16 protein-coding genes and 1 pseudogene are annotated in these 19,022 nt (G+C 62.3%); 11 read left to right on the top strand and 6 right to left on the bottom strand.

The features are described 5' to 3' along the window. Positions 1–27 precede the first annotated feature (27 nt). Positions 28–1,653 carry an extracellular solute-binding protein gene (locus XI09_RS45125; protein ID WP_271572714.1) on the bottom strand — a complete coding sequence of 542 codons (1,626 nt, stop codon included), beginning with the start codon at positions 1,651–1,653 and terminating at the stop codon, positions 28–30. Between the two features lie 6 nt (positions 1,654–1,659). Here XI09_RS45125 and XI09_RS45120 point away from each other — a divergent pair, with 6 nt between their 5' ends. Next, positions 1,660–1,845 (top strand): hypothetical protein, encoded by a 186-nt coding sequence (locus tag XI09_RS45120; protein WP_271572713.1) that lies wholly within the window; start codon positions 1,660–1,662, stop codon positions 1,843–1,845. Positions 1,846–2,031: 186 nt separating this feature from the next. Here XI09_RS45120 and XI09_RS45115 read toward each other — a convergent pair whose 3' ends face one another. Continuing rightward, a complete protein-coding gene (locus XI09_RS45115; protein WP_271572712.1) occupies positions 2,032–2,484 on the bottom strand; it encodes an RbsD/FucU family protein in 453 nt (150 codons plus the stop codon). 66 nt (positions 2,485–2,550) lie between these two features. On the opposite strand from XI09_RS45115, the pseudogene XI09_RS45110 reads away from it, so the two are divergent. Beyond that, positions 2,551–3,164, top strand: a pseudogene (locus XI09_RS45110) (Gfo/Idh/MocA family protein); the annotation flags it as partial. Positions 3,165–3,197: 33 nt separating this feature from the next. On the opposite strand, the gene edd reads toward XI09_RS45110, so the two are convergent. From edd to XI09_RS45090, 4 genes are all read right to left on the bottom strand, one after another. Beyond that, positions 3,198–5,027 carry a phosphogluconate dehydratase gene (gene edd / locus XI09_RS45105; protein WP_271572711.1) on the bottom strand — a complete coding sequence of 610 codons (1,830 nt, stop codon included), beginning with the start codon at positions 5,025–5,027 and terminating at the stop codon, positions 3,198–3,200. Positions 5,028–5,076: 49 nt separating this feature from the next. Then, entirely contained in the window at positions 5,077–6,555 is a 1,479-nt protein-coding gene (gene zwf, locus XI09_RS45100) for a glucose-6-phosphate dehydrogenase (protein WP_271572814.1), read from the bottom strand. A 50-nt stretch (positions 6,556–6,605) separates the two neighbouring features. Beyond that, entirely contained in the window at positions 6,606–7,565 is a 960-nt protein-coding gene (locus XI09_RS45095) for a carbohydrate kinase family protein (protein WP_271572710.1), read from the bottom strand. A 118-nt stretch (positions 7,566–7,683) separates the two neighbouring features. Next, the gene (locus tag XI09_RS45090) at positions 7,684–8,919 is read right to left on the bottom strand and encodes an ROK family transcriptional regulator (protein ID WP_271572709.1); all 1,236 of its coding nucleotides are present in this window, start codon (positions 8,917–8,919) and stop codon (positions 7,684–7,686) included. 222 nt (positions 8,920–9,141) lie between these two features. On the opposite strand from XI09_RS45090, the gene XI09_RS45085 reads away from it, so the two are divergent. The 9 genes from XI09_RS45085 to XI09_RS45045 all read left to right on the top strand — a co-directional run bounded on the left by XI09_RS45085 (position 9,142) and on the right by XI09_RS45045 (position 19,011). After that, the gene (locus tag XI09_RS45085) at positions 9,142–10,161 is read left to right on the top strand and encodes a sugar ABC transporter substrate-binding protein (RefSeq protein ID WP_271572708.1); all 1,020 of its coding nucleotides are present in this window, start codon (positions 9,142–9,144) and stop codon (positions 10,159–10,161) included. Between the two features lie 118 nt (positions 10,162–10,279). Beyond that, positions 10,280–11,362, top strand: a complete 1,083-nt coding sequence (locus XI09_RS45080) for an ABC transporter permease (RefSeq protein ID WP_271572707.1) — start codon at positions 10,280–10,282, stop codon at positions 11,360–11,362. Further along, positions 11,338–12,156, top strand: coding sequence for an ATP-binding cassette domain-containing protein (locus XI09_RS45075; RefSeq protein ID WP_442869666.1), 819 nt, complete (start codon positions 11,338–11,340; stop codon positions 12,154–12,156). The genes XI09_RS45080 and XI09_RS45075 overlap by 25 nt, the downstream gene beginning before the upstream one ends. A gap of 1,152 nt (positions 12,157–13,308) precedes the next feature. Next, on the top strand, positions 13,309–14,667 hold the full coding sequence (locus tag XI09_RS45070) for an ABC transporter substrate-binding protein (protein WP_271572705.1): 1,359 nt from the start codon (positions 13,309–13,311) through the stop codon (positions 14,665–14,667). A 120-nt stretch (positions 14,668–14,787) separates the two neighbouring features. After that, on the top strand, positions 14,788–15,711 hold the full coding sequence (locus XI09_RS45065) for a carbohydrate ABC transporter permease (protein WP_271555587.1): 924 nt from the start codon (positions 14,788–14,790) through the stop codon (positions 15,709–15,711). Further along, a complete protein-coding gene (locus XI09_RS45060) occupies positions 15,708–16,685 on the top strand; it encodes a carbohydrate ABC transporter permease (protein ID WP_271572704.1) in 978 nt (325 codons plus the stop codon). The genes XI09_RS45065 and XI09_RS45060 overlap by 4 nt, the downstream gene beginning before the upstream one ends. Further along, positions 16,682–16,882: a hypothetical protein gene (locus XI09_RS45055; RefSeq protein ID WP_271572703.1), complete on the top strand. Its 201-nt coding sequence runs from the start codon at positions 16,682–16,684 to the stop codon at positions 16,880–16,882. Before XI09_RS45060 ends, XI09_RS45055 begins: the two co-directional genes overlap by 4 nt. A gap of 10 nt (positions 16,883–16,892) precedes the next feature. Beyond that, complete coding sequence (locus XI09_RS45050; protein WP_271572702.1) at positions 16,893–17,990, top strand: ABC transporter ATP-binding protein; 1,098 nt, start codon at positions 16,893–16,895, stop codon at positions 17,988–17,990. Beyond that, a complete protein-coding gene (locus XI09_RS45045) occupies positions 17,983–19,011 on the top strand; it encodes an ABC transporter ATP-binding protein (RefSeq protein WP_271572701.1) in 1,029 nt (342 codons plus the stop codon). Before XI09_RS45050 ends, XI09_RS45045 begins: the two co-directional genes overlap by 8 nt. Positions 19,012–19,022: the final 11 nt, after the last annotated feature.

Below are 19,022 nucleotides of genomic sequence, written 5' to 3'. Positions count from 1 at the left end.
AGGCTGGATGGCTTCGCGCAAGCGCCGCTACACGCCGAGAGAGGCCTTGTAGAGCCCGATCTGCCGCTCGCGACCGATCTGGTCGGTCAGTTTCTCCCAGGCGGCGGCGATGTTGTTCGCGCCTGTCTGCGCGTCAACCTTGCCGGCGAAGATCTTGGTGAGCTCGTCTTCCGCGATGCTGTAGTACTGGAAGATGCCGGGGATGCGCGGCTCCACGGCGCGGTTTGGATGATTGTAGGAGGCGAGCTGCGAGTTCAGGTAGGAGGTGATGTATTTGCGGTCGTAGCCCGCCGCCACCCATTCGTCGTACTGGAAGTGGCTGGTGCGGTGAGCCTGGAAGCCCGAAGGATACATCACCATCCAGAGCGACAGGTCCTTGCCGCCGAGATGCGCGGCCGCGCTCCACGCCGCCTTGTGCTTCTTCTCGTCGCCATTAACGCGGGCCATCACATAGACGCCCCAGCCGAGATAGGCGCAGTTCGGCGCATGGTTCGGACCGCTCGCAAGCTTGTCCCATTGCCCGGTCTTGGAATTGTAGACATCGTCCGAGCCCGGCAGGATGTCGAAGCCGACAACATCACCGATGACGGAGGTGTCGCTCGCCTTCGCGACCTGGCCGATGTCGCCCCACCAGGGGATCATCGAGCCGATGCCGGCTAGGAATTGCTGGAAGCCGGTCGTGTTCGGATCGGCGTTGAGCTGGTCGGCCGGCTCGAACGGCAGCGCGTCGATCACGTCCTGGATGGCGCGGACCCAGGCCGGATTGTTAATGCGCGGCTTCATCGTGTCGATGTCGAACAGCCAGGCCTTGTCGTCGGGATGCTTGGCATAGGCCGAGGCGCGGCTGCCGAGGAAATAGAAGCCGAACCCGCCCCAGGGCTTTGGCGCGTCGAGATAGCCGAACGCGTTTTGGTTCTTGATCTTCTTGCCCTTTAGGAATTTCGTCACTGCCTGCACCTGCTGCCAGGTCTTTGGCACGCCCCATTCGGTCGAATTGCCCGCATCTTTCCAGGCCTTGGCGAGGGCTGCGTCGGAGAAGACGTCGGTGCGGTAGTTGAAGTTGTGGCAGTCGCCGTCGATGGTGACGCGATAAGTCTTGCCGTTCCAGGTTCCGACCGGCGGCTTCAGGTAATCGACATAATCGTCAACATCGATCTGCTTCTTGACCCAGTCCGGCATCTCCGAGGCCAGTCCCTTGCCACAGACGTCGCCCTCGAACGGCGCGCCCATCTCCAGAATGTCGAAGTCGACCGTGCCGGTCGCGATCGCCTGCTGCAAGCGCGGGTTGTAGTCCGCCTGCGCGAGATCGATCCAGGAGATTTTTGCACCCGTATAGGCCTCCCATGGCTTGAGGAAGCCGCGGAAGAGGAGGTTGTGCAGGTTCTGATTGTTGAGCCCCATGAAGGAGAGCTCAACGCCCTTGAACTCGCCTTCCTTGATGCTCGCCTTGGTCGGGCCGAGGCAGAGCTCACCGACTTTCTGCCAGTCGGCATCCGTCGGCGCACCTTTGCCGACGCCCGGGATTTGGGTGATCTGCGCGCGCAGATTGGCTTGCGCAAGCGCGAGCTCCGAGAACGTGCCGAGCGCGCCGCTCGTGCCCAACGCTGCGGCGCTTGCCGCACCTTTCAGCACAGTGCGCCGGTTCGGCTGCATTGCGGTATGCCGATCATGATCTTGCTGTTTCACCGCGATACCCTCCCTTTTGACTTTCTTGATGTGAAGTCTGAAGCGCCGGAGCACATCGAGGCCGTTGCGCTCGCGGACTTCGGTGTCGTCGTGATGGGGTCACACAAGCCGCGTCGAGTATGCAACGGCGCATTCCAAAGTCAACGAAAGCAAGCTTGAAGCCGTGTACGATGCCGACGTGAACGACGAAGACAGCGGTCGATGATGCCGCGCTGCAAAATGGATCATCAGGCGAGACGACGTGCAGCGTTCGATCTCGGCAAGCGTGAATCGACCAGTCCCGGACAGCGACATCGTCCGGGTGTCATAATTTTGTCGGACGTGTCGCGCAGCGCCGGCGCTCACTCAGGCGTCGGGCGGAATGACGCCCTTCTTGAAGATAAAACAGCCGTAGAAGCGCCGTTCGCCGGTCTGAATCACGCAATAGGATTTCTTTGCGAGTTCATAGAAGGCAAATCGCTCGACCGATTCCATAGGAAACGAGCGTCCTTCCGCTGCATCGATTGCGGCCTGCACTTCGCGCTGCACCTCGGGAATTTCGCCGGGCTGGCCGACGATCTCCATGCGTGACGCCGGCTTGTCGACAAAACTGTCGAGCGGCAGCACCGACATGATCGCGCGCGCGGCGCGTCCGGCGCTGACATTGTCGATGCGCAACAGCCGGCCCAGGACGGTCTGGCGGGCCACGGAGTCGGCGGGGAAATTGGTGTCGCAGAGGACGAGATCGTCGCCGTGCCCCATGGACCGCAGGGCATAGAGTACATCTGCATTGAGAAGAGGGTCGATCGATTTCAGCATGCAGCCTCCCTTGACGCGATCAGAGCTTCTTGGATTGATTGGACTATCCGACGTCGCGGCACCGGCGTCCATATGGTCCAGGCTGAATATCTCCAGGATTGGCTGACCGAGCGATTGGAGGCAAGCAGCCACAAACAGGCGGCGTGGCGCACGGATCCGGTCCGGTCCGGTCCGGCGCCGGCGGGTGCATCGGCGACATCGGCACCCACGCCTACAATCTCGCCTGCTTCGTCACAGGGCTCGAGTTCGACGAATTGCTCGCACAACGGTCGACTTTCGTCGAGGGGCGGCGCCTCGATGACGATGTCCAGATCCTCCTCCGGTGGAAAGGCGGCGCCAAGGGCATGCTGTGGTAGAGTCAGGTCGCCGTCGGCAATGAGAACGGCCTAACGTTGCGCGTCTACGGCGGCAAAGGTGGCCTCGAATGGGCACAGGAGAATCCGAACCAGCTCTGGTTCACGCCCTACGGTCGACCGAAGCACCCGTGTCCCCTTTACCTTGAAGGTTTCGCGACCATCTACGCTGAAGCAGCGCGCGCCATCCACGCGGCGGAGGCCGACGAAAAGCCAGATCCTGAGGTGATCTTCCCATCTGTTGAGGATGGCCTAGCAGGCGTGAAGTTCATCGATGCTGCTGTGAAGTCCGCGACAAGCAAAGGTGCCTGGGTTCGGATGACGTAACTGCCGACGCGCCACGCTCACCGCTCTTTGCATTTACCCCGCAAAAACGCTTGCGCCGCTATCTGCGCAACTGACGCGTTCGCGGAAGAAGCCGAAGAGTTCGCGGCCAATCCCTACATGGGCCGTGGAGAGATCGGCTTGCGCGCAGGCTCGCGCGGCCCACTCGCTCGGGTCGACGAGCACGTCAAGCCGACCGGTGACGGCGTCAAGCCGAATGACGTCGCCATCGCGAATTCGTGCAATCCCACCGCCGTCAGCTGCTTCAGGAGTGACGTGAATGGCCGCGGGAACCTTACCGGAGGCGCCCGAAAGCCGCCCATCTGTGACAAGCGCGACTTTGAACCCGCGATCCTGAAGCACGCCAAGTAGCGGCATCAGCTTGTGCAGCTCCGGCATGCCGTTCGCCTTCGGACCCTGGAAGCGTACCACCGCGACCACATCACCCGCGAGCTCACCCGCGGCGAAGGTGCGTTGTAGGTCCTCCTGGGAATGGAAGACGCGAGCCGGCGCTTCGATCACATGGCGCTGCGGTACGACCGCAGATGTCTTGACGACCGCGCGCCCGAGATTGCCCGTCAGGACCTGAAGGCCGCCGGCCGTTTGGAACGGGTCTGCAGTGCCGCGAAGCACGGCAGAATCGCCGGTTTCAGCCGGTCCGTCGCGCCAGGTCAGCTTGCCCTCGGCATCGAGCAGCGGCTCCTGCAAGTACGCATCGAGCCCGTCGCCGCAAACAGTCAGGACGTCGCGGTGCAGGAGCCCCGCAGCAAGCAATTCGCGGATCAAGAAGCTCATTCCGCCGGCGGCATGAAAATGGTTCACGTCTGCTGAGCCGTTGGGATAGATCCGCGCGATCAGCGGCGTCACCTGCGCGAGGTCGGCGAAGTCGTCCCAGGTCAGGGTGACGCCGGCCGCCGCGGCCATGGCAACCAGATGCAGCGTCAGATTGGTCGAGCCACCGGTGGCGTGCAGGCCCACTATGCCGTTGACGAATGCGCGCTCGTCGAGCACGCGGCCAATCGGGATGTATTGATTGCCGAGCGAGGTGATGTCCAATGCTCGCTCGGTCGCCGCGACGGTCAGCGCATCGCGCAAAGGTGTGTTCGGGTTCACGAATGATGCGCCCGGAAGCTGCAGGCCCATGATCTCCATCAGCATCTGGTTGGTATTGGCGGTCCCGTAAAAGGTACAGGTCCCCGCGCCATGGTAGGCCTTCGCCTCCGCTTCCAACAAAGCCTCGCGACCGAGCTTTCCTTCCGCGTAAGCCTGCCGGATTTTCGCTTTCGCGTCGTTGGCAAGGCCCGAAGTCATCGGGCCGGATGGCATGAAGACCGCAGGCAAATGCCCGAACGAGAGCGCGCCGATGACGAGACCTGGCACGATCTTGTCGCATATGCCGAGAAACACCGCGGCGTCGAAGGTCTGATGCGACAGCGCGACCGCGGTGGACAAGGCGATGACCTCGCGCGAGAACAGCGAGAGCTCCATTCCAGCTTCGCCTTGCGTGATGCCGTCGCACATCGCCGGAACGCCACCCGCGACCTGGGCAACACCACCGGCTGCGCGCGCGCTCTGGCGGATGAGTTCAGGGAAACGCTCGTAGGGCTGGTGGGCCGAGAGCATGTCGTTGTAGGCGGTGACAATTCCGAGGCTGGGGACGCGGCCGTCCTGCATCAGCTGCTTGTCGCGGCCGCCGCATGCCGCGAAGGCGTGAGCCTGGTTGGCGCATCCCAGTCGCCGTCGCACTGGCGTGCTCGCCGCGTTCGCAATGCGGTCGAGATAGCGTGCTCGGCTGTCGTGACTGCGTCGAGCGATGCGATCAGTTACTTCGGCGACCCGCGCATTGATCCTTGCTTCGATGGTCATACAAGCCTCCTGTTTGCGGACGGAGCATCGGCGATGCGCTGCTCCGTGGTCACGGACCGTCCTCCATCCATGTCCGGCCGTCGCGTTCGATCAGTGCGACGGCAGCGGAGGGGCCCCAGCTGCCGGCGACGTAGGGACGCGGGAGATCATTCGTCTGGCTCCATGCCTGACGGATCGGATCGATCCAGCGCCATGCCGCTTCCACTTCGTCCCGTCGCATGAACAAGGTGGCATTTCCGCGGACAACATCCATCAAGAGCCGCTCGTAAGCGTCGGGCACCGAGACGTCGAATGCTTCCGCAAAGCTCATGTCGAGGGGGACATACTGCAACCGCATGCCGCCCGATCCAGGCTCCTTGATCATCAGCCAGAGCTTGATTCCCTCGTCCGGCTGCAGGCGGATCACGAGCCGCGTCTGCAAAGCCTTTCCGCAATCCGAATTGAAGATCGAATGCGGAACTTTCCTGAATGTCACGACGATCTCGGAACTGCGCTGCTGCAATCGCTTTCCTGTGCGCAGGTAAAAGGGGACGCCGGTCCAGCGCCAGTTCGCAACGGCGGCCTTGAGCGCGACGAAGGTTTCGGTCGAGCTCTGGCGGTTGTCGATCTCTTCCACATAGCCCGGGACCGCAATGCCGCTGCATGCGCCGGCGCGGTATTGACCAGGCACGGTCAGGAATGCCGCGTTTGTCTCATCGATGCGCTCGAGCGATTTCAGGATCTTGAGCTTCTCGTCGCGTACGGCGTCGGCTTCGAGCGAATGTGGTGGCTCCATCGCCACCAGACAGAGCAGTTGCAGAAGGTGATTCTGAACCATGTCGCGCAGGGCGCCGGACTTGTCGTAGTACGTGCCACGTTCCTCTACGCCGATGGATTCGGCGACCGTAATCTGCACATGGTCGATGTGGGCGGCATTCCACAGCGGTTCGAACAATGCGTTGGCGAACCGTAGCGCCATCAAATTCTGCACCGTCTCCTTACCGAGATAGTGATCGATCCGGTAGACGCGTTCCTCCGGAAAAATCATGCCGACGGTCTGATTGAGCCGGATTGCGGTTTCGAGATCCTTGCCGATCGGCTTCTCGATAACGATGCGGGAATCACCTTTTGAAAGACCGTAGTGCCCGAGCCTTTCGCAGATCGGTCCGAATAGATGCGGGGCCGTCGCCAGATAATGGACCTGAACGCGGTCGGCGTAGGCCGACAGGGCGGCTGCGAGTTCGGTCCAACCGTTCTCGCCTTCTGCATCGGCAGCCATGTAGGAGATGCGGGCAAGGAAGCGATCGAGTTCGGGTCCCGTCGTTTCCGATGCGGGCACATGTTTCACGATTGACGCGCGCATCAGAGCGAGGAAATCATCCCGCGACATTGCGCCGCGCGCGACGCCGAGAATGGCCGCTTCATCCGGCAGCTGGCCCGCAAAATCGCGCCGAAAAAGTGCCGGCAACAGCTTGCGACGCGCGAGATCGCCCGTCGCGCCGAAAACCGTCAGGACGAAGGGAGCCACCGGGATGACGCGGCTGGTCAGACCGGAGCCTTGCTCAATTCGATCCCTGCCGATGTGCCGCATTGCGTCCGTCACTCTGTCAAGCATGGCTGCGTGCTCCCATCGATATCGGCGGTGGTCGGCAGGTCGGCGCCATCGCGTGAAACCGTGATGGCGGCGGCGGCCATCCCGTAAGTGAGCAATTCGCGGATTGCCGCCTGGTCGAGCGCCGCGATGGCGTCGGGATGGAGCCGCTCGGTTTTGGCAAGCTGCGCAAGCAGCGCGGCGTGGAATGTGTCGCCGGCGCCCACGGTGTCGCGCACGACCACTGAGCGACCGGGGACCGATACGCTTCCAGTGGCGGAAAAGGCGGTTGCCCCCTTCGCTCCCTCGGTCACCACTACCAGCCGCGCGCCGCACTTTTGCCAGTAGGCGGCCGCATCGGCAATTGAGAAACGACCACCCCACGCAAGGCGAACGTCCTCGTCACTCGCCTTGATCATTGTAGCCGTCCGGTAGAAGCGTTCCGTGGCGACCACCCAGCTTTTCATATCGCCGACGACGGTCGAACGGACGTTCGGATCAACGCTGATGACGCGACGCCCGTGTTCGCGTTGGGCGAGCGCGGCAAACGTGGTGCCGACCGGCTCGACGGCCATGGAATAGGAGCCGAAGGTCAAAGCCTGGATGTCGGCGGGCAACGCGCTGGGCAGATGAGCGAGCGGGAGCGAGCGATCTGCTGCACCTTCGCCATGGAAAGTGTAGTTCGGCTGGCCGTCATCGGCGGTCGCCACGATCGAAATAGGCGAGGGCCGATCGCTGCGCACAAGAAAACGACCATCCACACCTTCGCGAGCGAGGCGGTCCGCTAGGAACGCGCCGAAATGATCGCGCGAGATGCCACTCAGGAAGGCCGTTCGAACACCGAGGCGAGCAAGGCCAACAGCGACATTGAATGGAGACCCACCGGCAACGGCATGGGTCGACATCTCCGGCCCGCCGGGCACCTTCACAAACAGATCGATCAGGGCTTCGCCACAGACAAGAATCACGATGCGTCACCCTGGTTCATCACGATAAGCCTCTGGGCGGTTCGGCACTTGCGGGAAACGGGATCCGCGCCAGGCACGTTGCTGCGCTCGAAGCGGAGAGCCATGTCGTTGACCATGCTCAATCCTTGAAGAGGACGTCGTAATCGCGAGCGAACGCCGCGAGCAACGGCAAGGCCGCGCCGCCGATTGCGCGTGCATCACGCCCGATTGAGCCTTCCACCACCGCAGCGTCGGTGAGGCCCTGTCGGTCCATGCGGGCCCAATGTTCGTTTGTGCGCTCGACGAGACGGCGGCGCACCTCGACCGGAAAGGCCCCGTCGATGACGACGGCTTCAAAGTCGATCACGGCGAGTAATGCAGCGACTGCCTGCGCCAGGGCCTCCGCTGCTGCAGTAATCCACGCTTCGAGCGGATCCGCAAAACTCGACCAATCATCGGGTGAGAGCCAGATGTCGGTGCCGCGTTGACCGGCTGCGATCACTCGGCGCTCCAACTGATAGATGGAGGCGGTGCGGATCAACTGCTGAAGGCTTGTCTCACCGTTTTCCTCCCGTCGCATGATCGGCATGGACCCGAGCGCGCCGGCATTGCCGCTGCGACCCGGGAACAGGCTGCCATTCAGAACAATGCCGCCGCCGATGAAGGCGCCGATGTAGAAGTAGGCGAAATCCCGGTACGCCGCGCCGGCAGCGAAGGTGAGTTCGGCCGCACATGCCGAAGTCGCGTCGTTGCAGACGCGGACCGGCCAAGGGGCGAAGCGGCGCGACAGTTCAGCGGCAACGTTGAAGTCACGCCACTTGTCGAGCGCGCCGGGTGGTGTCTGCAGATCGGCTTCCCAGTTCCACAACTCAAATGGCATTGCGACGCCAATGCCGCTGATCCTGCGATGCTGAGCTTCAGGCAATTCGGCGACAAGACCCGGCATCTCGCGTTCCGCAAATGCCATGATCTCTTCGGGCGCAGGGAAGGAATAGATCATGCGTCGCCTGGCGCGGATGCCGGCGGTGAAGTCCATCAACACCAGATCGGAACTGCGCCGGCCGATCATGAGCCCGAGACCGAAAGCGCCGTCCGGATTGAGCGAATAGGGGACGGAGGGTTGGCCGATGCGGCCTCGCTGCGGTTCGCCCGCAAGTAGCAGCCCGTCGGCTTCCAGCCGATTGATGATCACGGTCGTGGTTTGAGTCGAAAGGCCGGTGAGGCGTGCGATCTCGACCTTGCCGAGACTGCGATGGCGCCGAATAAGGGAAAGGATCAGGCGCTCGTTGTACAGTCTCACGCCGGTCTGGGTGGTGCCGCGGCTGTCGCCGGGCAAAGCCACCGTAGCGCCCGCAAGCGGTGCTGTTTCTTCCATCCTCGGCTCCACCGAACTCCGGGAATCTGTCGTCGCGACAGTTCTATTGGCCCATTCCCGGGCAGTCAGGACGCTACAATGGACGCAGTCGAGAGCGAGTGTCAATTAATAAATCGGGATGATTTATTTATTGACAAGGCCGTTTGCAGTTCTTTAGGATCGGCAGCTACACGCGGTCGAAACCGCACAGGCCAACAAAAACGTCCGACGGGGAGGGAATAGATGCGTCATTCACTTGGACTATTCACAGCGTTCGCGCTTGCTCTGGGCACCACCAGCAGTTTCGCTGCCGACAGACCGATTGTGGGTCTCATCACCAAGACCAACACCAATCCGTTCTTCGTGAAGATGAAGGCCGGCGCCGACGAGGCAGCGAAGACGAATGATGTCGAGTTGCGCTCGTTTGCCGGAAAGGTCGACGGCGATAACGAGAGCCAGGTGGCGGCCATTGAGAACCTGATCGCCGCCGGTGCCAAAGGCATCCTGATCACACCGAACGACTCCCGCGCCATCGTTCCGGCTGTCGAGAAGGCGCGGGCCGCCGGCATTTTGGTCATTGCCCTTGATACCCCGCTCGATCCGGCGAGTGCGGCGGATGCGACGTTTGCAACGGACAATTTCCTGGCCGGTCAATTGATCGGCCAATGGGCCGCCAAGACGCTGGGGGCCAAGGCGGCATCGGCGAAGATTGCGCTGCTCGACCTCAACGTGAACCAGATCTCGGTCGATGTCGCCCGCGACCAGGGCTTTCTGAAAGGCTTTGGCATTGACCTCGGCAACCCCGCCAAGATCGGCGACGAGAAGGATGCGCGCATCGTCGGTCATGATGTGACGCTCGGCAGCGAGGAGGGCGGCCGCAAGGCGATGGAGAATTTGCTCCAGAAGGATCCCGGCATCTCGCTCGTCTACACCATCAACGAGCCTGCGGCGGCGGGAGCCTATGAGGCCCTGCGCTCGGTCGGGCGCGACAAGGACGTGCTGATCGTTTCCGTCGACGGCGGTTGCCCCGGCGTGCGCAACGTGAAGGACGGCGTCATCGGCGCCACCTCCATGCAGTTCCCGCTGCTGATGGCGGCGAAAGGTGTTGAAGCAGTGAAGGCCTTCGCTTCTGGCGGCGGCAAGCCGAAGGCCTCGCCGGGCCTGGACTTCGTCAACACCGGTGTCGAACTCGTTACCGACAAGCCGGCCGGCGAGATGCCGTCGATCGACAGCGCCGCCGCCTTGAAGAAGTGCTGGGGCTGATCCCGCTCTTGACTTGTAGCCGATGGCAAGGACTGGCGCCCGCGATCCGGGCGCCAGATAACGCCGGCGAAGCTCGCCCGAGATTGGCAGGTCACCACATGCAACGAGGAAAACGGCCATGACTGATATCGGCAGTAGCCGCCCCGCTGCCCAGGCCTTCGAGCTTGTGCTCGACAAGGGCGAGAGCCGCGTGGCCGAATTCGAAGTCCGTGCAAGATCGCCGCTGCAGAAGCTTCAGCACTTCCTGCACGCCAATCCGACGGCCGTGCCGGCAATTGTGCTCCTGCTCAGCGTTGCGGCGTTCGGCTTCACCGTCGGCTCGCGTTTTCTGTCGATGTTCAACCTGTCGCTGATCATCCAGCAGGTCACGATCATCGGCGTGATCGGGGCGGCGCAGACGTTGATCGTGATCACCGCCGGCATTGATTTGTCGGTTGGGGCCATCATGGTGCTGTGCTCCGTTATCATGGGCAAGCTCGCGGTCACGATGGGACTGCCGGCTCCGATCGCGTTCGTTGTCGGTGTCGCCGCAGGCGCCGGCTGCGGCGTGCTCAACGGTGCACTCGTGACCCGGCTCAAGCTGCCGCCGTTCATCGTAACGCTTGGGACGTGGTCGATCTTTTTCGCTCTCAACCTTTGGTATTCGGCGTCCGAGACCATCCGTTCGCAGGAGGTCGCGAAAATCGCCCCGTTGCTCCAGGCACTGGGAACGTCGGTGAACATCCTTGGCGCCCGTTTCACCTACGGCTCCTTCTTCATGCTCGGACTCGTGGCATTGATCTGGTTCGTGCTGAATCGTACAGCCTTCGGGCGCCATCTCTATGCGGTGGGCGACGATCCCGATGCGGCGCGGCTTGCCGGCATCCGAACCGACCGCATCCTCTTCAGCGTCTATGTGATCGCCGGCGTGATTTGCGCGCTCGGTGCGTGGGCGTTGATCGGGCGCATTGGTTCGATCAGCCCGCAGGCCGGCCAGACGGCCAATTTGGACAGCATCACGGCGGTGGTCGTCGGTGGTGCCAGCCTGTTCGGCGGGCGTGGTTCGATTGTCGGCACGCTGATCGGCGCCCTCATCGTCGGGGTATTTCGTAATGGGCTGGCGCTGTCCGATGTCGACGTGCTCTGGCAGGAATTCGCTGTCGGCTGGCTGATCATCATCGCGGTGGCCCTCGATCAATGGATTCGCAAGGTGTCGGCATGAGCGCAGGACCGAACGTTCCCGGGGTAACACCGCTCCTTCAGGCGCGCGGCTTGAACAAGCGCTATGGCCGCGTGACGGCGCTCGATCACGCCGACTTCGATCTCTATCCGGGTGAAATCCTGGCCGTGATCGGAGATAATGGCGCCGGAAAATCATCGCTGATCCGCGCGCTCTCGGGCGCACTCGTTCCTGACGCCGGCGAGATCAAGCTGGCCGGCATGCCAGTCGCGTTCCGCTCGCCGCTCGACGCTCAGGCGGCCGGCATCGAGACGGTCTATCAAACGCTTGCACTGTCTCCGAGCTTGTCGATCGCCGACAACATGTTTCTCGGCCGCGAATTGCGCCGGTCGGGTCCGCTCGGCACGATCTGCCGCATGCTCGATCGCAAGGCCATGCAGCGCATCGCGCGCGAGAAGCTCACCGAGCTTGGCCTCATGACCGTGCAGAGCATCAACCAGCGCGTCGAGACCTTGTCGGGCGGTCAACGCCAGGGCGTGGCGGTGGCAAGGGCCGCGGCATTCGGCTCGCGCGTCGTCATCATGGACGAACCGACCGCGGCGCTCGGGGTCAAGGAATCACGCCGGGTGCTGGAACTGATCCTCGATGTGCGACGGCGAGGTGTTTCGGTCGTCCTCATCAGCCACAACATGCCGCACGTGTTCGAGATCGCCGATCGCATCCATATCCATCGGCTCGGTCGGCGGCTCACAGTGATCGATCCCAAGGCCTATACGATGTCGGATGCGGTCGCCTTCATGACCGGCGCGCGGCCACCGATCGAAGTCGCGGCGTGACGGCAATCTGCTTCGACATGTACCTTTATGGGTGGGCGCTGCGGTCTTGAAGCGCCACGCGATCCGAAAGCGCAACGATCCGGTCCGCGAGAACAAAGGCGCGATGCCGCCACATGCCGATCGGTCGTGGTCGAGCTCGCACCAATGGGGATAATCGATTCCTTCCGTCCGAACGCGTTAGGCAGACCGAACGTCGCCTTGAGGATCGCGACTTTGACGAAGTTGTCGTCAACCAACTCTAGGCCGGGTGTTAATTGCCGGACTTAGCTCAAACTTCCCCATAATGGATTGGAGCGAGAGTGCAACTTTTTCAATCGGTTAGAAGGCGGCGTGTGCACGACGTGTGCACCGGGAGATCAAGAAAAATCTAGCAATGGCAAAGCTGCGCGGTAGGTCTGCGTCGTGATGTGGGCGTCGGGGGCTCAACGCGGTCGAATCGACGAGAGCAGTGCATTCACCAGCGACCGAGAGGCCAATCTCGTTTGTTGGTATGACGGGCGAGCCAGCCGGTGTCGCCGGTGGATAGGGGCTGCTGTTTCAGCGTAAGGGTAAGGAAAGCTGGTGTCGGGGTTCGAGGCGCCCCCGCTACTAAGCCCTCGAGCTTCTACGCCAGCCTAAGATTCCGTTCGCAAGATGGTCACGCGCTGTCGAGGCGAGTGTTCGTTTTCGGTCAAGGATCATTCGCTCCCGGCGACTGCTCGGTCCAGCCGTCCCACCTTGGTTCTTTCGCGGGCCAGTCTTAATCAAATTCGCACGGCGCGCCGCTCTCGCTCGCCGTAGCGCATTTAAACGTTCAGTAAAACAAAAATAGTAAACATACTTGTCGAGCTAAGCTTCTGCTCTCCGGTCAAAGGATGGCGCGCGATCTGTTGCATTGCGGTATATTTTCCAGCGATCGTGAATCTTTTCGGTGTCCTCCAGAAATCGGCTTGACGATCTCGCGCGTTTAGTAATACGTTTAGTATTATAAACGACTAAACATCACGCATCGAGTAGATGTGTGGGAGGAGCCCAACCCTTCCGGACCGCTTCCGGAAACGGCCTGTCTCGTTCCTTACCCATCGCTCCTCAAACTCGGTTTCAGGGTCTTGGCGCCGCTCCGGCGGGGCGCGCGCTGAGCGTTCAGATGCTTCAACGAGAGAGGAAACGGATATGCGAAGATCTAAATGGCTAGGCAGCTCAGCGGCGACCGCGGTGCTCGGGGTCGTGCTGCTGGGGGCACTTGGTACAAGCGAAGCCGCAGCACAGAACAAGCAGCTCACACTGTGCTGGGCGGCATGGGATCCGGCCAACGCGCTGGTCGAGCTCGGCAAGGACTTCACCAAGCAATCCGGCATCGAGATGAAGTACGAGTTCGTCCCATGGACGAGCTATGCCGATCGCTTCCTCAACGAACTCAATTCCCACGGCAAGCTCTGCGACCTGATCATCGGCGACAGCCAGTGGATCGGCGGAGCCGCCGAGAACAAGTGGTACGTCAAGCTCAACGATTTCTTCGACAAGGAGAAGATTTCGATGGACGACTTCGTCCCGGCGACGGTCGTGGGCTATTCGCAGTGGCCGAAGAACTCGCCGAACTATTGGGCGTTGCCGGCCATGGCCGATGCTGTGGGCTGGACCTACCGCAAGGATTGGTTCTCCCGGCCTGAAATTCAGTCCGCGTTCAAGGCCAAGTACGGCCGCGACCTGGCGCCGCCGAAAACCTACGATGAGTTGAAGCAGATCGCGGAGTTCTTCCAGGGCCGCGAGATCGACGGCAAGAAAGTCTATGGCGCCTACATCTTCACCGAGCGCGGCTCGGAGGGCATCACCATGGGCGTGACCAACGTGCTCTATAACTACGGCTTCAGCTACGACAATCCAAAGAAGCCGTACCAGATGCAGGGCGTCGTCAATTCATCCGACGCGGCCAAGGGGCTCGAGTTCTACAAGGAACTCTACAAGTGCTGCACCGCGCCGGGCATGACCAACGCCTACATGCAGGAGGGGCTCGATGCCTTCAAGTCCGGCCAGGTGGCGATGCAGATGAACTGGTTCGCCTTCTTCCCCGGCCTCTACAAGGATCCGAATGTCGGCGGTGACAAGATCGGATTCTTCGTCAATCCGGCCGGCGCGAACGGGCACTTCACCCAGCTTGGTGGACAGGGCATCTCCGTGGTGGCGACCTCCGACCGCAAGGACGACGCGCTCGCCTACATCAAATGGTTCGCGCAGCCCTCTGTGCAGCAAAAATGGTGGCAGCTCGGCGGCTACTCGGCCCTGAAGGCGGTGGTCGATGCGCCCGACTTCCCGAAGAGCGCGGCGTTCGCGCCGCAATTCCTGGAGTCGATGGGAATCGTGAAGGACTTCTGGGCCGAGCCGTCCTACGCGCAACTGCTACTCGACATGCAGAAGCGGGTGCACGACTACGTCGTCGCCGACAAGGGCACCGCGCAGCAGGCGCTCGATCTCCTGGTCAAGGATTGGACCAAGGTCTTCAAGGAGCAGGGCAAGCAGGTCGCGTCGCAATAGACACGGCACTCGCATCAACTGAACCGGTTTCCCCGGGGTGCATCCCGGGGAAACCGAACCAGCCAGCCGATGGACCAGATGACGACGATCCTTCAACCTGATGATGCTACGATTGCCGGCATGAGCGAGCCCGCCAAATCTCGCGCCACGCGGCGAGTCCGCGGCCTGTCGGACCGCACCATTGCGTGGCTGTTCGTTGCGCCGACGATCGCGCTGTTGCTGGCGATCAACATCTTTCCGCTGGTATGGATGATCCGGCTGTCCTTCACCAGCCTCAACCTCAGCATGTCCTATCTGCCGCTGCGGTTCGTCGGGCTCGACAATTTCACCGACATCCTCACCGACGAGGACGTCTGGTTCCGGCTCCAGACCACCGCGCAATTCGTGATCTGGTCGGTGGCACTACAGGTGGTCATCGGGTATGGCCTGGCGCTGTTGATCAACCGCCAGTTTCGCGGTCACAGCTTCTGGACCACGATCATCCTGCTGCCGATGATGTTGTCGCCGGCGGTGGTCGGCAACTTCTGGACGCTGCTGCTGCAGCCGCAGATCGGGCCGTTCAACTACGTGATCAGCCTGTTCACGGGGGTGCCGCCGAGCTCGTTCAGCATGACCGGGCAGGTCTCGCTCGCGCCCTGGACCATCGTGCTGGTCGACACCTGGATGTGGGCGCCTTACGTCATGCTGATCTGCCTCGCCGGGCTTCGCTCCATTCCCGACTACATCTATGAGGCGGCCGAAGTCGATCGCGCCTCGCCCTGGCGGCAATTCTGGTCGATCACGCTGCCGATGACGGTGCCGTTCCTGATGCTCGCCGTGCTGTTCCGCGCGATCGAGAACTTCAAGATGTTCGACATGGTCAACCTCCTGACGTCGGGAGGCCCGGGATCGACCACCGAGCTCGTGTCGATCACGCTGAAGCGCGCGGCATTCGAGAAATGGCGCACCGGCTATTCCTCTGCGCTCGCCATCATCCTGTTCGTGACCGTGTTCGGTGCCGCCAACATCTACGTCAAAGCGCTCAACAAGGTGAAGCAACGATGACCGCTGTACTCGCCAAATCCGTCCTGGCCAAGTCCACCGCTCATTCCGTCGTCGAAGCCTCGCCGCGTTCGAAGGCCGTGGCCGGTGGCCTCGTCATTCTCTATGCCGTGATCACGATCCTGCCGCTACTCTGGATCGTCGCTACCGCATTCAAGTCGCAGAGCGACGCCATCGCCTATCCGCCCAAGGTGCTCTTCGAGCCGACCCTCGAAGGCTATGTGAACCTTTTCACCGTGCGCACCCGCCAGACGCCGGACTTCATCGCCAAGCTGCCGCCGCCGGAGACGTGGTACGACAAGCTCGTGCGCCAGCGGGACATGGTCATTGCCGGACCGTCGAAGGTCGTGCCGCGCTTCGTGAACTCGCTGATCATCGGGTTCGGCTCGACGTTCCTGGCCGTGTTTCTGGGCACGCTCGCGGCCTACGCGTTTTCGCGCTTTCGCATTCCCCTGGCTGACGACCTCCTGTTCTTCATCCTCTCGACGCGGATGATGCCGCCGGTCGCGGTCGCGATCCCGATCTATCTGATGTACCGCCAGCTCAATCTGACCGACACCAGGCTCGGAATGATCCTGCTCTACACCGCCGTGAACGTCTCGCTCGCGGTCTGGCTGCTCAAGGGGTTCATCGACGAGATCCCGCGCGAGTATGAGGAGGCCGCTCTCGTCGACGGCTACACGCGACTCCAGGCCCTGCGCAAGGTGGTATTGCCGCAGGCTGTCACGGGAATTGCGGCAACCGCGATCTTCTGCCTGATCTTCTCGTGGAACGAATACGCCTTCGCGGTTCTCCTGACGAGCGGCGAAGCGCAGACCATGCCGCCATTCATCCCCTTCATCATCGGCGAGGGCGGGCAGGATTGGCCGGCGGTGGCTGCCGCGACCACACTATTCGTCGTCCCGATCGTCCTGTTCACCGTGTTGTTGCGCAAACACCTGTTGCGCGGCATCACATTCGGAGCTGTGCGCAAATGAGCGGTCCTGCGGTTGCCAAGGGCGGAGTGTCTCGCTGGTTCCGTCGCGGGCCTTGGGAGGCCGGCGCGATGACCCTGATCGGAGGCGGCATCATCATGCTGGTGCAGCCCTGGACGATTGATCTGTACAGCTATTCCTTCGTGACGATCCTCATCGGCACGGTCGGCTACGTCATCGTGAGCCATTTTCCGGAATAGGGCGGTCAACATGGCACAAATTCGCGTCGAAAACCTGCGCAAGTCGTTCGATCAGTTCACGGCCGTGCAAGGTTCGAACTTCACGATCGACGACGGCACCTTTTTCGCGATGCTCGGGCCCTCCGGCTGTGGTAAGACGACCACGCTGCGCATGATTGCGGGCCTAGAGCTGCCGACCGAGGGCAAGATCCTGCTCGACGGCGAGGACGTGACGTTCCGCCGTGCCGCGGCCCGCGACATCGCCTTCGTCTTCCAGCTTTTCGCGCTCTATCCGCACATGAATGTTGCCGACAATATCGGCTTTCCCCTGAAGTGCCAGGGCATGGGCCGGCGCGCGGTCCGCGAGCGCGTGCAGGAGACGGCGCGGCTCCTGCGGATCGAGCATCTCCTGTCGAGCAAGACGTCAAAGCTGTCGGGTGGCGACCGCCAGCGCGTGGCGCTGGGGCGCGCTATGGTCCGGCGGCCCAAGGCCTTCCTGATGGACGAGCCGCTTGGGGCGCTCGACGCCGAGTTTCGGCATCTGATGTGCGGCGAGCTTCGCGACCTCCATGATCGCATTGGTGCAACTACGGTCTACGTGACGCATGACCAGCTCGAGGCGATGTCGATGGCGGACCGGATTGCCGTCATGAACAAGGGGCGCGTCGAACAGATCGGCTCGCCGCAGGAGATCTATGACCAGCCCGCGAGCATGTTCGTGGCCGATTTCATCGGCTCGCCGTCGATGAACTTCTTGCGCTTTGAGGGCGGCCTACGATCCGGAGATCGGGCCATCGCCATCCATGATGCCAGCATCGCGGTCCCGGAGATCCGCGAGGATCGCTCCGTTGCCCTGCTGGCGCTCGGGATACGCCCGGAGCATATCCGTTTCGCCGATGCAGCACCCGTCCGCGGCGAGGTGTTCGGCGCAGAATATCTCGGCACGACGCAGATCGTCACGGTCGACACGGCACATGGACGCGTCGCGGCCCGGCTGCCCTCCAGCGCGTCGGTGCGGGTCGGCGAGACGGTCGGTCTCGAATTCCACTCCGAACGACTGGCGCTGTTCGATGTCGGCAGCGGCCTTGCGATCCGGACCGCCAATGAGGGGAGCGCGCGCCATGGCTGACGTCATCCTGCGCAACATCAGCAAGCGGTTTGGCGCGGTCGAGGCGGTTCGCGAGCTTTCGCTGGCGGTGAATGACGGGGAATTCCTAGTCCTGCTCGGACCGAGTGGCGCTGGCAAGACCACGACGCTGCGGCTGATCACCGGGCTCGAGACTCCCGACGCCGGCTCAGTCATGATCGACGGCCGCGACGTCACGCATGATCCGCCGGGATCTCGCGATATCGCCTTCGTCTTCCAGCAGTACTCGTTGTATCCGCATCTCACGGTCTATGACAACCTGGCGTTCCCGCTGCGCTCGCCCGCGCGGCGCGTGCCGGAGCCCGTCATCCGCAAGCGCGTTGAACAGACGGCGGAGCTGTTGCATATCGCAAACAAGCTGAACAATCGTGCCACCCGCCTGTCCGGTGGTGAGATGCAGCGGGTCGCCATCGGCCGCGCACTGGTCCGCGATCCTTCGATCTACCTGATGGACGAGCCGCTCTCGTCGCTGGATGCGAAGCTCCGTTCGGAGCTGCGTCTGGAGCTCAAGCGGATCCAGCTCGAGCTTGGCGCGACTATCCTTTACGTGACCCACGACCAGGTCGAGGCTATGACCATGGCCTCCCGGATCGGCGTGATCAGGGATGGCCAACTCCTTCAGCTCGGCACGCCGCGGGAGATCTACGAAAGCCCCTCCAGCTCCTATGTCGCCTCGCGTCTCGGCACGCCACAGATCAATTTCCTTCCGGCACGTCTCTTGTCCGACGTGTCGGTGCCGCCGGAAACGGAGACCGTCGGCATCCGTACCGAGCATCTGAAGGTCGGTGCGCGCAATGGCGGACGGATGGTCGGCCGCGTCCACCGGGTCGAGCACCTCGGCGAACAGAATCACGTTCATCTGGACTACAAGGGCGAAATGCTGGTGACGCTTGCGGATCCGCATCAGCAGCCGCTAGAGGCGGGTCAGGAGGTCGAATTGCACCTGGTACGTCCGCTCTGTTTCGATCGCGCGGGGCGACGCATCCCCGCGATGATTCACTAGAGGATCAAGTC

Origin of the sequence: Bradyrhizobium sp. CCBAU 11386 (genome assembly GCF_028128955.1) — a bacterium.
GTDB lineage: Bacteria > Pseudomonadota > Alphaproteobacteria > Rhizobiales > Xanthobacteraceae > Bradyrhizobium.
This window is presented reverse-complemented; position numbering and strand designations above follow the sequence as displayed.

Coding starts and splice junctions, on each gene's coding strand:
- XI09_RS45125 (WP_271572714.1), bottom strand. CDS start 1,653: ATGCAGCCGAACCGGCGCACTGTGCTGAAAGGTGCGGCAAGCGCCGCA.
- XI09_RS45120 (WP_271572713.1), top strand. CDS start 1,660: ATGCCGATCATGATCTTGCTGTTTCACCGCGATACCCTCCCTTTTGAC.
- XI09_RS45115 (WP_271572712.1), bottom strand. CDS start 2,484: ATGCTGAAATCGATCGACCCTCTTCTCAATGCAGATGTACTCTATGCC.
- edd (WP_271572711.1), bottom strand. CDS start 5,027: ATGACCATCGAAGCAAGGATCAATGCGCGGGTCGCCGAAGTAACTGAT.
- XI09_RS45090 (WP_271572709.1), bottom strand. CDS start 8,919: ATGGAAGAAACAGCACCGCTTGCGGGCGCTACGGTGGCTTTGCCCGGC.
- XI09_RS45085 (WP_271572708.1), top strand. CDS start 9,142: ATGCGTCATTCACTTGGACTATTCACAGCGTTCGCGCTTGCTCTGGGC.
- XI09_RS45080 (WP_271572707.1), top strand. CDS start 10,280: ATGACTGATATCGGCAGTAGCCGCCCCGCTGCCCAGGCCTTCGAGCTT.
- XI09_RS45075 (WP_442869666.1), top strand. CDS start 11,338: ATGGATTCGCAAGGTGTCGGCATGAGCGCAGGACCGAACGTTCCCGGG.
- XI09_RS45070 (WP_271572705.1), top strand. CDS start 13,309: ATGCGAAGATCTAAATGGCTAGGCAGCTCAGCGGCGACCGCGGTGCTC.
- XI09_RS45065 (WP_271555587.1), top strand. CDS start 14,788: ATGAGCGAGCCCGCCAAATCTCGCGCCACGCGGCGAGTCCGCGGCCTG.
- XI09_RS45060 (WP_271572704.1), top strand. CDS start 15,708: ATGACCGCTGTACTCGCCAAATCCGTCCTGGCCAAGTCCACCGCTCAT.
- XI09_RS45055 (WP_271572703.1), top strand. CDS start 16,682: ATGAGCGGTCCTGCGGTTGCCAAGGGCGGAGTGTCTCGCTGGTTCCGT.
- XI09_RS45050 (WP_271572702.1), top strand. CDS start 16,893: ATGGCACAAATTCGCGTCGAAAACCTGCGCAAGTCGTTCGATCAGTTC.
- XI09_RS45045 (WP_271572701.1), top strand. CDS start 17,983: ATGGCTGACGTCATCCTGCGCAACATCAGCAAGCGGTTTGGCGCGGTC.